Annotated in this window: 10 protein-coding genes and 1 riboswitch; of the genes, 9 read left to right on the top strand and 1 reads right to left on the bottom strand. The window is 31.1% G+C overall.

Going from position 1 to position 13147, the window contains the following annotated elements; all coding sequences use genetic code 11:
• On the bottom strand, nt 1-204 hold a 204-nt coding region (locus CSBG_RS18630), incomplete at its 3' end, for an HTH domain-containing protein (RefSeq protein WP_008680945.1).
• Between the two features lie 728 nt (nt 205-932).
• Here CSBG_RS18630 and kdpA point away from each other — a divergent pair.
• The 9 genes from kdpA to tnpA form a co-directional block, all read left to right on the top strand.
• The gene (gene kdpA / locus CSBG_RS15185) at nt 933-2672 is read left to right on the top strand and encodes a potassium-transporting ATPase subunit KdpA (RefSeq protein WP_008680938.1); all 1740 of its coding nucleotides are present in this window, start codon (nt 933-935) and stop codon (nt 2670-2672) included.
• Nucleotides 2673-2688: 16 nt separating this feature from the next.
• Nucleotides 2689-4755, top strand: coding sequence for a potassium-transporting ATPase subunit KdpB (gene kdpB / locus CSBG_RS15180; RefSeq protein ID WP_008680936.1), 2067 nt, complete (start codon nt 2689-2691; stop codon nt 4753-4755).
• Nucleotides 4756-4770: 15 nt separating this feature from the next.
• The gene (gene kdpC, locus CSBG_RS15175) at nt 4771-5361 is read left to right on the top strand and encodes a potassium-transporting ATPase subunit KdpC (protein WP_008680935.1); all 591 of its coding nucleotides are present in this window, start codon (nt 4771-4773) and stop codon (nt 5359-5361) included.
• Nucleotides 5362-5420: 59 nt separating this feature from the next.
• Nucleotides 5421-8126 carry a sensor histidine kinase KdpD gene (locus tag CSBG_RS15170; protein WP_008680934.1) on the top strand — a complete coding sequence of 902 codons (2706 nt, stop codon included), beginning with the start codon at nt 5421-5423 and terminating at the stop codon, nt 8124-8126.
• Nucleotides 8101-8799, top strand: coding sequence for a response regulator transcription factor (locus CSBG_RS15165; RefSeq protein ID WP_008680933.1), 699 nt, complete (start codon nt 8101-8103; stop codon nt 8797-8799). The genes CSBG_RS15170 and CSBG_RS15165 overlap by 26 nt, the downstream gene beginning before the upstream one ends.
• Nucleotides 8800-8844: 45 nt before the next feature.
• On the top strand, nt 8845-9183 hold the full coding sequence (locus CSBG_RS15160) for a hypothetical protein (RefSeq protein WP_008680932.1): 339 nt from the start codon (nt 8845-8847) through the stop codon (nt 9181-9183).
• 90 nt (nt 9184-9273) lie between these two features.
• Nucleotides 9274-9371, top strand: a riboswitch (purine riboswitch).
• A gap of 154 nt (nt 9372-9525) precedes the next feature.
• Nucleotides 9526-10974, top strand: coding sequence for an IMP dehydrogenase (gene guaB / locus CSBG_RS15155; RefSeq protein WP_008680931.1), 1449 nt, complete (start codon nt 9526-9528; stop codon nt 10972-10974).
• A gap of 282 nt (nt 10975-11256) precedes the next feature.
• The gene (gene guaA, locus CSBG_RS15150; protein ID WP_008680930.1) at nt 11257-12798 is read left to right on the top strand and encodes a glutamine-hydrolyzing GMP synthase; all 1542 of its coding nucleotides are present in this window, start codon (nt 11257-11259) and stop codon (nt 12796-12798) included.
• A gap of 180 nt (nt 12799-12978) precedes the next feature.
• Nucleotides 12979-13147: IS200/IS605 family transposase (gene tnpA, locus CSBG_RS15145; RefSeq protein ID WP_008680929.1), on the top strand; the 169-nt coding region annotated here is incomplete at its 3' end.

Below are 13147 nucleotides of genomic sequence, written 5' to 3'. Positions count from 1 at the left end.
TTCAACTCTTTTAATTCCAATCATAGCTATATCAAATCCATTTTCAGCAAAAATTTTCCGTGCTGGTTTTCCAGCAATATATTCATCTATAAATAATCTTTTGAACTCAAAAGTATAAGTTATTGTTGTTTCACTTGCTTTAGCTACATATTTATTCTTTTCTAATTTTTCAATATCTTCTCTCGTTAATAAAAATCTACCCATTCAGTAACCTCCATCTGTTTATTTAATTATATAAAAAATACCTATAGACATAAACCCTTTTATTTTAGTGTCTAGTCTATAGGTATCAGTTTATTTCGCGACCCCCTTGTACTTAATATAAAATAAATAATCTTTCAAGGGTCTCAGGTTATTTCTTTATACCCTTGAATTTGAAATAACTTATCATTTATATTATCTTAGTTTTAACTAATAATTTTATAGGATATGATAATATGTATATATGCTTAATGATAATTTATTTTAATTATATTGGAGTATTTAACCACGGTGAAATTAAAAATATAAGATGGAAGCAAAGAACTGAAAAGAATTCATGATAAATTAGAGAAGGAATTATAGGAAATGTATGGATTACTAGATAAAGATATAAATTATATTATTAATACACTAATAAGATTCCTAGAAATAGAGAAGGCAATTATCCTTGGTAGTAGAGCAAGGATAATTGAAAAAGTAATATACCAAAAATAATAGATACTTTTTAAGGAGGTCGCGTAATGCGACCTCCTTTTTTGTACAATCAAAATAATCTTTATACAATCTTAATATCATCATTATTAATCCTAACACTATCTTTATATGAATTTTTATATAATTTTAGATGAAAGGGGGAAGGAAATAATGATAGTTGTTACTAGTTTAATTGGTTTAGCAGCCTTATCGCTATTTGTTTATTTAACTTATATTTTATTAAGAGGTGATAATGAATGATTAACTCAATAATACAGTATTCATTATATTTGATAATTTTAGTTGTACTAGCTATTCCATTAGGAAAGTATATTGGGAAGGTAATGAATGGAGAAAAAGTTTTCTTAAGTAAAATATTAAATCCAATAGAAAACTTTATATACAAGATATTAAGAATAGATAAAGATGAGGAAATGGATTGGAAAAAGTATTCAGTTTCAATAATTGCTTTTAGTGTTATAGGATTTGTAATTTTATTTTTATTACAAATAGTACAAGGTATATTACCTTTGAATCCTGAAGGTATTAAAGGAGTTACTTGGGATTTAAGTTTTAATACAACATCAAGTTTTGTAACTAATACAAATTGGCAATCTTATTCAGGAGAAAGTCAGTTAAGTTATCTAACTCAAATGCTCGGATTAACAGTTCAAAACTTTGTATCAGCAGCCGTTGGTATAGCAGTTTTATTTGCACTTATAAGAGGGTTTACTAGAGTGAAAGGAAAGACTATAGGAAACTTCTGGGTGGATGCTACAAGAAGTATAATTCATATTTTAATGCCATTATCAATAGTTGTATCATTATTAATAGCATCTCAAGGAGTTGTGCAAAACTTTTCAGCATACCAAGAAGTTGAATTATTACAACCTATAACTCTTGAAGATGGAACAGTTATAACAAAACAAGTTGTACCACAAGGACCAGCAGCAAGCCAAATTGCAATTAAGCAATTAGGAACTAATGGTGGTGGATTCTTTGGAGTTAACTCAGCTCATCCATTAGAAAATCCTACACCTTTTTCAAATGCAGTAGAAATGATATCAATATTAGTAATTCCAGCAGCTTTATGTTTTACATTTGGAAGAAATATTAAGGATAAGAGGCAAGGTAGAGCAATATTTATTGCAATGTTTTTAATGTTAGTTATTGCTCTTTCAGTAATAGCAGTAAATGAAGCTAATGCAACACCTCAGCTTGCTCAAAGTGGAGTTGTAGATGTATCTACAATAAATCAAGCAGGCGGAAATATGGAGGGTAAAGAAAGTAGATTTGGTATAGCATCTTCTTCTACATGGGCAGCATTTACAACAGCAGCATCTAATGGATCAGTAAACTCAATGCATGATAGTTATACTCCTTTAGGTGGAATGGTAACTATGTTACTTATGCAGCTAGGGGAAGTTGTATTTGGTGGAGTTGGTTGTGGATTATATGGAATGTTAGCTTTTGCAATTATAGCAGTGTTTATGGCAGGTTTAATGGTAGGAAGAACTCCTGAATATTTGGGAAAGAAAATAGAACCATTTGAAATGAAGATGGCAATGTTAGTTTGCCTTGCAACACCAATTGCAACACTAATAGGAAGTGGTATAGCGTCAGTAGTTCCAAGTGTAATAGATAGTCTTAATAACTCAGGTGCACATGGTTTCTCAGAAATGCTTTATGCATATTCTTCAGCAGGTGGGAATAATGGATCAGCTTTTGCAGGCTTTTCAGCAAATACACCATTTATAAATGTTAGTATTGGACTAGTTATGTTATTTGCAAGATTTGTACCTGCAATAGCAACACTTGCTATTGCAGGTTCATTAGTTAAAAAGAAGAAGGTAGCAGTAAGTGCAGGAACATTACCAACACATGATGCATTGTTTATAGGTCTTTTAGTGTTTGTAGTACTTTTAGTTGGAGCATTAAGTTTCTTTCCCGCACTTGCATTAGGACCAATAGCTGAATTCTTCCAAATGATAGGATAGAATGGGGGGATAATATATGAAAAATAATAATAGTATTTTATCTGATAAGAAAATGGTTAAAAGAGCAATAAAGGATTCATTTGTAAAGTTAAATCCTAAGATACAAAAAGAGAATCCTGTAATGTTTATAGTATATATAGCTTCTATTATAACAACTATTCTATATTTTGTAGCTTTACTTGGAATTAAAGATAATTCTCCAAGCTTCATATTAGGAATAACAGTTTTACTATGGTTTACAGTTTTATTTGCAAACTTTGCAGAAGCAATTGCAGAAGGACGTGGAAAGGCTCAAGCAGATGCATTACGTTCAGCAAAAAAGGATGTTGTGGCAAGCAAAATACCATCAGCAAAAGAAAAAGATAAAGCTGTAAAAGTAAATTCAACAGAACTTAAAAAAGGCGATATTGTTATTGTTTTTGCTGGAGATCAAATTCCAGCAGATGGGGATGTTATTGATGGTGCAGCTTCAGTTGACGAAAGTGCAATAACAGGAGAGTCAGCACCTGTTATTCGTGAAAGTGGTGGAGATAGAAGTGCAGTAACTGGTGGTACAACAGTAATTTCTGACTGGCTAGTAATTAAAGTAAGTAATGATCCTGGTGAAAGCTTTATGGATAAAATGATAGCTATGGTAGAAGGAGCGGCTAGAAAGAAAACACCAAATGAAAAGGCGCTTGAAATATTACTAGTATCACTTACAATAATTTTTCTTATAGTAACAGTTTCTTTATACACTTACTCAGTATTTATTTCTAATGAAGCAGGTATGGTAAACAGTACTTCAATTACTTCCTTAATTGCATTATTAGTTTGCTTAGCACCGACAACTATAGGAGCTTTATTATCAGCAATAGGTATAGCTGGAATGAGTAGACTAAATCAAGCAAATGTTTTAGCAATGAGTGGAAGAGCAATTGAAGCAGCTGGTGATGTTGATATATTAATGTTAGATAAGACTGGAACAATAACCCTTGGAAATCGTCAAGCTAGTGAATTTATACCAGTTGATGGAGTTGATATAAAAGAATTAGCAGATGCAGCTCAATTAGCATCTCTTGCAGATGAAACTCCAGAAGGAAGAAGTGTAGTAGTTTTAGCTAAAGAACAGTTTGGTATTAGAGGAAGAGATATGAGTAGTCTTAATGCAACTTTTATCGAATTTACAGCTAAAACAAGAATGAGTGGAGTAGATTTTAATGGAAATGAAATAAGAAAAGGAGCTTCAGATGCAGTTAAAAAATATGTCTTAGAAAAAGGCGGTTTCTTTTCAAAGGAATGTGAAGAGAAGGTTAAAGAAATAGCTAAGGTTGGGGGAACTCCTTTAGTTGTTGCTAAAAATAATAAGGTATTAGGAATAATACACTTGAAAGATATAGTTAAACAAGGGGTAAAAGAAAAGTTTGCAGATCTTAGAAAAATGGGGATTAAAACTATAATGATAACTGGTGATAATCCACTTACTGCAGCAGCAATAGCAGCAGAAGCAGGAGTTGATGACTTCTTAGCAGAAGCAACACCAGAAGGAAAACTAGATATGATAAAGGATTTTCAAAAGAAAGGTCATTTAGTTGCAATGACAGGTGATGGAACAAATGATGCTCCAGCCTTAGCGCAAGCAGATGTAGCTGTTGCAATGAATACAGGAACTCAAGCAGCAAAGGAAGCTGGAAATATGGTTGATTTAGATTCATCACCAACTAAACTTATAGAAATTGTTAGAATTGGTAAGCAGCTTTTAATGACAAGAGGATCATTAACAACATTTAGTATTGCAAATGATATAGCAAAATACTTTGCCATAATACCACCGTTATTTTTAGGTCTTTATCCTGAGCTACAAAAATTAAATATAATGAAATTAAGTAGTCCAGAAAGTGCAATACTTTCAGCTGTTATATATAACGCTTTAATTATAATAGCGCTTATTCCATTAGCATTAAAAGGTGTAAAATATAGAGAAGTTCCAGCTAGTAAGTTATTATCAAGAAATCTTTTAGTATATGGTCTTGGAGGAATAATAGCCCCATTTGTAGCAATAAAGATTATAGATATAATAATAACTATGCTTGGTTTAGTATAATAGGAGGTATAAATTATGAAAGTTATAAGTAAAGCATTTAAATTTATACTAGTATTTATGATAATATGTGGATTAATATATCCAGTTTTTATAACAGGTGCTTCACAGTTACTATTTAAAGAAAAAGCAAATGGTAGTATTATAGAAGTTAATGGAAAGAAATATGGTAGTGTATTACTTGCTCAGGAGTTCACTGGAGATGAATATTTGTGGGGACGTGTAATGAATTTAGATACAAGTACATTTACAAATGAAAATGGAGAAGTTTTAATGTATGCAGCTCCTTCAAATTTAAGTCCTGCAAGTGAGGAATATGAAAAGCTAGTAAGTGAGAGAATAGAAAAAATAAAAGCATCAAATCCTGATAAAAAAGATGAACCTATTCCAGTAGATTTAGTTACATCATCAGGAAGTGGACTTGATCCTCATATTTCAGTTGTAGCAGCTGAATATCAAGTAGAAAGAATTGCAAAGGCACGTAATATAAGTACTGATGAAGTAGAGCAAATAATTGAAAAATACACAAAGGGAAGAACATTTGGAGTATTTGGAGAAGAAACTGTAAATGTATTACAAGTTAATCTTGCCTTAGATGGAAAGCTATAACAATGGAGAATGGGTAATTATCCATTATCAATTATTAATTAAAAACAGGGGTGCTATAAATGAATGAAACTCGTCCTAATCCAGAAGAATTATTAAGAAAAATTAATGAAGAAGAATTGGAAAATCAAAGAGGAAAGTTAAAAATATTTTTTGGTTATGCAGCTGGTGTAGGTAAAACCTACGCTATGCTGGATGCTGCTCATGCTGCAAAGAAAGCTGGAGTAGATGTAGTAGTTGGATATATAGAACCACATACAAGACCAGAGACTTTAGCTCTTTTAGATGGATTAGAACTTTTACAAAAACTTGAAGTTAAATATAAAGGAATAACTTTAAAAGAGTTTGATTTAGATGGAGCATTAGAAAGAAAGCCAGAATTAATATTAGTAGATGAGCTTGCACATACAAATGCACATGGACTAAGGCATAAGAAGAGATATAGTGATATAGAAGAGTTGTTAAGTGCAGGTATTGATGTTTATACAACAGTTAATGTTCAGCATATAGAAAGTTTAAATGATATAATTGCATCAATTACTCATGTTGTAGTAAAGGAAAGAGTGCCAGATAGATTTTTCAATGATGCATTTCAAGTTGAGCTTATTGATATAGAGCCTTCAGATCTTATAGATAGATTAAATGCAGGTAAAATATACAGGGAAAAGCAAGCCAAAAGGGCACTGAACAACTTTTTTACAAGAGAAAATCTAGCCGCATTACGTGAAATTGCATTAAGGGAAACTGCTGATAGAGTTAATAAAGAAGTTACTGTTAATAAGAGCTATAGCAAAGGGATATATCATACTAATGAGCATATATTAGTATGTTTAAGCTCATCACCTTCAAATACTAAAGTTATAAGAGCAGCAGCTAGAATGGCGGAAGCTTTTCATGCTGAGTTTACAGCTCTTTTTGTAGAAACAATAGTTTCAAAGGAGTTAGGTGAAAAAAATATTCAAAAGCTTAGAGAAAATTTAAAGCTTGCTGAAGATTTAGGTGCAAAGGTAGAAACTGTATATGGAGATGATGTGCCATATCAAGTTGCAGAATTTGCAAAATTAAGTGGCGTATCAAAGATAATACTTGGAAGAACAAAAAGAAGAAAGTTTTTGTTAAGGTCTAAGTTAGGATATGTAGATAAAATTATAGAGTTAGCTCCAGAAATAGATTTATACGTTATACCAGATAGTGAAGATATTGTAGCTAAAAGAAAGTATCAAGTTAAAAATATAAAGCTATCAAGTTCTGATATAGTAAAAACACTAGGAATACTAGCACTATCTGTAGGAATAAGTGCAATTTTATATAGTCTTGGATTTAGTGAAGCTAATGTAATAACAGTTTTTATACTTGGTGTTTTATTAATATCAAATAAAACTGATGGAATTATTTATGGAGGAATAGCTTCATTAGCAAGTGTAATATTATTTAATTTTCTTTTTACAGATCCAAGGTTTTCACTTGATTTTTATGACCCAGGATATCTAGTTACGTTTATTACAATGCTAACATCTGCACTAGTTACAAGCACATTAACTAACAAAGTTAAATATCAAGCAAATGTATCAGCTGTTATTGCTAATAGAACAAATATATTATTAGAAGCAAGTAGGGATTTGGAAAGAACTAACAATTTAGAAGATATAATATTAACAGCTCAAAGGCAATTATATAAGTTTCTAAAAAATCCAATTATAATATATGAAGTAGATAATGAAAATATAAAGCGTATATATAATTATAAATATGAGGATGGCAGTGAAATAGATAGGAAATATACAAGTGAAGATGAAAAAGCTGTAGTTAGTTGGGTAATAAAAAATAGAAAACGAGCAGGGATTAGTACGGATACACTTCCAGGTGCTAAAGCTATGTATATACCACTTATTGGGCAAGATGATGTTATGGTTGTAATAGGAATAGTTATGAGAGAAAATGAAAATATTGATAGCGGAGAAAAGTCATTATTAGAAGCAATGCTTAGTCAAATTTCATTTGCAATAGAGAAATATATTTTAAATGAATCTAAGAAAAATGCCTTAATGCAAGCTGAAAATGAGAGGTTCAGGGCAAATTTATTAAGGGCAGTTTCCCATGATTTAAGAACACCACTTACTAGTATATCTGGAAGTGCTAGTTCTATATTAAATAATGAATTTGATGAAGTAACGAAGAAAAAGTTAATATCAGATATTTATGATGATTCAGTTTGGTTAATAAATTTAGTTGAAAACTTATTATCAGTTTCTAGATTAGATAATGGAAATGCGAAATTAAATACTGAACCACAATTAATTGAAGAAATAATAAATGAAGCACTTGAACATGTAAATCGTAAAATTTCAGATTATAAAGTTAAGGTCAATTTAAAAGATGATTTATTAATGGTAGATGTAGATGTAAGGTTAATAGTTCAAGTTATGATAAATATAGTAGATAATGCAATTAAATATACTGAGCCAGGAACAGAAATTCAAATAAATATGTTTACTAAAGGTAAAAAAGTAATAGTAGAAGTTGCAGATTATGGTGCAGGAATAAGCAAACAAAATCAAGAGTGTATTTTTGACATGTTCTTTACTGTTGATGGAAATAAAGGTGATAGTAGAAGAGGGTTAGGATTAGGGCTTGCGCTTTGCAAGTCTATAATAAAGGCTCATGATGGAGAAATCTATGTTAAAAATAATAAACCCAATGGAACAATAATAGGGTTTACATTATCACAAGTGGAGGTAAATGATGAAGGTATCAATTTTAGTAGTTGAGGATGATAAGGCAATAAGAAATTTTATATCTGCTACATTAGATATTCATTCTTATAACTGCTTTACAGCAGAAAATGGGGAGCAAGCAATGATACTAGCGACATCACATAAGCCTGATATCATTATATTAGATTTAGGATTACCTGATATAGATGGGGTTGATATAATAAAGAAAATAAGAGCTTGGTCTAATTGCCCAATAATAGTTGTAAGTGCTAGAAGTGAAGATAAAGATAAGATAGAAGCTTTGGATTCTGGTGCAGATGATTATTTAACTAAACCATTTAGTGTAGATGAACTTCTTGCAAGAATTAGAGTTGCTATTAGAAAGATGAATTATGATAATACAAAAAAAGAAGAAAGTACTGAATTTATAAATGGAGATTTAAAGATAGATTATGTATCAGGATGTGTTTTTGTAGGAAAAGAAGAAACACATTTAACTCCAATAGAATATAAACTTTTATGTTTGTTAGCCAAAAATGTAGGAAAGGTTCTTACTCATACCTATATTTTAAAAGAGATATGGGGGGTAGCATATGAAAGTGAAGTCCCATCATTAAGGGTTTTTATGGCTACTTTAAGAAAGAAGATAGAGAAAAATTGTGAAAAGAATACTTATATACAAACTCATATAGGGGTTGGATATAGACTTGTAAGGATACAATATTAAACTAAATTAATGATCTTCTATTATATTAGGATATAGGAGGTAAGTATGGAATATAATGAAAAATGCTATAAGAGCAAGATAAAAATATTAAAAGCTAATCATGATTTAAAGAAATATATAAAAGAAGCTAGAGAGGCTATAATAAATAATGAATATTCTAAAGCTGAGTTATATTTAAAAGAAGCTTTAGTAATGGATAGCAGCAATGCTGAGATAGAAAATCTATTTGGAGTTATTGAAGAATTAATTGGAAATAAAAGGGTAGCTCAAAATTATTATAGAGTTGCATTAGTATTCGATTCAACCTATACTCCAGCAGAAAATAATTTAAAAAGACTTTCTCTAGATAATAGTGGGATTTATTCAATAGATTTGGGAGAATGATTGCCATCAATTGATAAATTTTACTTGAAATATAAATTGCAAACTTATTGACAATGAAATGGTGTAGATATATAATATCTATAAATTAAAAGTAGTCAGACATAAATAACTCGTATATCCTCTGAATATGGCAGAGAGTATCTACCGGAAACCTTAAATTTCCGACTATGAGTGATTTTGATATACTATACCTATATTTGTCATATAGTGTTTTAGGCATATTAACTTCACTTAGAAGATTAGTATGTCTTTTTTTATACATAAAAATAGGAATGGAAAGAAATATTTAATTCATAAATTTAAAATAATGAAAGAAAAAAATCATTTTAAGGGGGAAGACTAATGGCAACAATTATTAAAACTGCTTATACTTTTGACGATGTATTATTAGTACCAAATAAATCAGAGGTTTTACCTAATGAGGTTAGCTTAAAGACTAAATTAACAAAAAAAATAACATTAAATATTCCATTAATGAGTGCAAGTATGGATACTGTAACAGAATCTAAGATGGCTATTGCAATTGCAAGAGAAGGTGGAATAGGAATAATTCATAAGAATATGACTATAGAAGATCAAGCTAAAGAAGTTGATAGAGTAAAAAGACAAGAAAATGGAGTAATAACAGATCCTATATTCTTATCTGAAAATCATACAATAAGACAAGCTCAAGAACTTATGGCTCAATATAGAATATCAGGAGTTCCAATAACTAGAGGAACTAAATTAGTTGGAATAATAACTAATAGAGATATAGTTTTTGAAACAAATTATGATAGATTAGTTTCTGAAGTTATGACAAAAAGCCCACTAATAACATCTGGAGAAGGAACTACATTAGAACAAGCCCTTGAAATATTAAAGAAACATAAAATAGAAAAGCTTCCTTTAGTTGATGATGATAACAACTTAAAAGGATTAATAACTATTAAAGATATAGAAAAAGTAAAAGCTTTCCCAAATGCAGCAAAAGATGAAAAAGGTAGATTATTATGTGGAGCATCAGTAGGAGTAACTAAAGACATGATGGATAGAGTAGATGCTTTAGTTAAAGCTAATGTTGATGTTATTACATTAGATACAGCTCATGGGCATTCAAAAGGAGTTATGGATGGAGTAAGAAAAATAAAAGCTAAATATCCAGAACTTCAAATTATAGCTGGAAATGTAGCAACTGCTGAAGCTACAAGAGATTTAATAGAAGCAGGAGCAGATTGTGTTAAGGTTGGTATAGGACCAGGATCAATATGTACAACAAGAATCGTGGCAGGTGTTGGAGTTCCTCAATTAACAGCAGTTATGGATTGTGCGGAAGAAGGAAGAAAACATGGAGTTCCAGTAATTGCAGATGGAGGATTAAAATACTCAGGAGACATAGTTAAAGCATTAGCTGGTGGAGCATCTGTTGCAATGATGGGATCAATGTTTGCAGGTTGTGAAGAAGCACCAGGGGAAATGGAAATATATCAAGGAAGAAGCTACAAAGTTTATAGAGGAATGGGATCACTTGGAGCAATGGAAAAGGGATCAAGTGATAGATATTTTCAAAATGGAACTAAGAAGTTTGTACCAGAAGGCGTTGAAGGAAGAGTTGCATTTAAAGGTGCTGTAGCAGATACAATTTATCAATTATTAGGTGGAATAAGATCAGGAATGGGATACTTAGGAGCACCTACTTTAGAGGATTTATATGAAAATTCAAAATTTGTAGTTCAAACAGCATCAGGAATAAGAGAAAGCCATCCACATGATGTTAATATTACTAAGGAATCACCAAACTACAGCAAGTAAAAGACAATTGATAATGGATAATGAATAATAGATAATTAAAGAGATAACTCAAGCGAACTGAGTTATAGGGAAAAGCGAACGAATGAAAATTCATTTAAAATTAAAATTTTAAATATCAGTGAAAGAGTTGATGAAATAACTCAGACAGACAGAGTTATTGGAAAATGAAATTTAATTATTCAACTATAGTTGAATAATTACCATAATTTTTTCACTCTTTCATTCTTTCACTTTTTAATTTAAACTTATAATAGTAGACAATAAAAAATTTTGGAGGTACCCATGAATAAAGAGTTAATTTTAGTTGTTGACTTCGGTGGACAATATAACCAATTAATAGCCAGAAGAGTTAGAGAATGTGGTGTTTATTGTGAAGTTCACCCGCATACTTTAAGTGTTGATGAAATAAAAGAAATGAATCCAAAGGGAATAATATTTACAGGTGGACCAAATAGTGTATATGGGGAAGATTCTCCTTTATGTGATAAAACTTTATTTGAAGCTGGAATACCTATACTTGGAATTTGTTACGGTTCACAATTAATGGCTCATATGCTTGGAGGAAAGGTTGCTACTGCTCCTGTAAGCGAATATGGAAAGACAAAGGTTGATGTTAATGTAGATTCAAAGATATTTGATGGAGTATCAGCATCTACTATTTGTTGGATGAGTCACACAGATTACATAGAAAAAGCTCCAGAAGGATTTAAGACTGTAGCTAATACTCCAGTTTGTCCAGTTGCTGCTATGGAGTGTCCAGAAAAGAAATTATATGCAGTTCAATTCCATCCTGAAGTTATGCATACACAAGAAGGAACAAAGATGATATCAAACTTCTTATATAATGTTTGTGAATGTTCTGGTGATTGGAAAATGGATTCATTTGTAGAGAAAACAATTCAAGAAGTACGTGAAAAAGTTGGAAATGGTAAAGTATTATGTGCATTATCAGGTGGGGTTGATTCATCTGTAGCTGCTGTATTACTTTCAAAAGCTGTAGGAAGTCAATTAACTTGTGTGTTCGTTGATCATGGTTTACTTCGTAAGAATGAAGGAGATGAAGTTGAAGAAGTATTTGGACCTAATGGACAATACGATCTTAACTTTATACGTGTAAATGCTCAGGAAAGATTCTATGAAAAGTTAAAAGGAATAGAAGAGCCAGAGCAAAAGAGAAAGATAATTGGTGAAGAATTCATAAGAGTATTTGAAGAGGAAGCTAAAAAGATAGGTACAGTAGATTTCTTAGTACAAGGAACTATTTATCCAGATGTAATTGAAAGTGGTCTAGGAAAATCAGCAGTTATAAAATCACATCATAATGTTGGAGGACTTCCAGATTATGTTGATTTTAAAGAAATAATCGAACCATTAAGATTATTATTCAAGGATGAAGTACGTAAAGTCGGTTTAGAGCTTGGAATACCAGAAAAACTAGTTTACAGACAACCATTCCCAGGACCAGGTCTTGGAATACGTATAATTGGTGAAGTAACAGCTGAAAAAGTTAGAATAGTTCAAGATGCAGATGCAATTTACAGAGAAGAAATTGCTAATGCTGGAGTTGATAAAGAACTAGGCCAATACTTTGCAGCACTTACTAATATGCGCTCAGTAGGAGTAATGGGAGATGAAAGAACTTATGATTATGCAGTAGTTCTTCGTGCAGTAACTACAAGTGATTTTATGACAGCAGAATCAGCAGATCTTCCATGGGAAGTACTTGGAAAAGTAACAACTAGAATTGTAAATGAAGTTAAGGGTGTTAACCGTGTAATGTATGATTGTACAGGAAAACCACCAGCAACTATAGAGTTTGAATAAACTATAAAATACCGAGAAAGCCATAGATATGAGCTTTCTCGGTTTTATTGTATTTAGAATACCACAGGTTCGACCTGTGGTTCCGGAAAGCTTCTAGCGGTGAGTAGAAATAAAAAAACCTCCGTTGTAAAATTATAGTAGGTTTGCCGACCACAACTATAATACAAGGAGGTATCCAATATGGATAATAGTAGTTTAGCACATAGTAAATGGAATTGTAAATATCATATAGTTTTTGCACCAAAGTATAGAAGACAAATAATTTATGGAAAAATAAAGATTGATATAGGAGTAATATTGAGAAAGTTATGTGAGCAAAAAGGAGTAGAAATAATAGAAGCAAATGCAT

The organism is Clostridium sp. 7_2_43FAA (genome assembly GCF_000158375.2).
In the GTDB taxonomy this organism is placed as follows: domain Bacteria; phylum Bacillota; class Clostridia; order Clostridiales; family Clostridiaceae; genus Clostridium; species Clostridium tertium.
The sequence above is the reverse complement of the archived record's forward strand: the minus strand, read 5'-3'. Positions and strand labels throughout refer to the sequence as shown.

What these genes read in the sequence shown, in the direction of transcription:
- guaB (WP_008680931.1), top strand. Translation starts at nt 9,526, where the DNA reads ATGGCAACAATTATTAAAACTGCTTATACTTTTGACGATGTATTATTA.
- CSBG_RS15165 (WP_008680933.1), top strand. Translation starts at nt 8,101, where the DNA reads ATGAAGGTATCAATTTTAGTAGTTGAGGATGATAAGGCAATAAGAAAT.
- CSBG_RS15160 (WP_008680932.1), top strand. Translation starts at nt 8,845, where the DNA reads ATGGAATATAATGAAAAATGCTATAAGAGCAAGATAAAAATATTAAAA.
- CSBG_RS15170 (WP_008680934.1), top strand. Translation starts at nt 5,421, where the DNA reads ATGAATGAAACTCGTCCTAATCCAGAAGAATTATTAAGAAAAATTAAT.
- guaA (WP_008680930.1), top strand. Translation starts at nt 11,257, where the DNA reads ATGAATAAAGAGTTAATTTTAGTTGTTGACTTCGGTGGACAATATAAC.
- kdpA (WP_008680938.1), top strand. Translation starts at nt 933, where the DNA reads ATGATTAACTCAATAATACAGTATTCATTATATTTGATAATTTTAGTT.
- kdpC (WP_008680935.1), top strand. Translation starts at nt 4,771, where the DNA reads ATGAAAGTTATAAGTAAAGCATTTAAATTTATACTAGTATTTATGATA.
- kdpB (WP_008680936.1), top strand. Translation starts at nt 2,689, where the DNA reads ATGAAAAATAATAATAGTATTTTATCTGATAAGAAAATGGTTAAAAGA.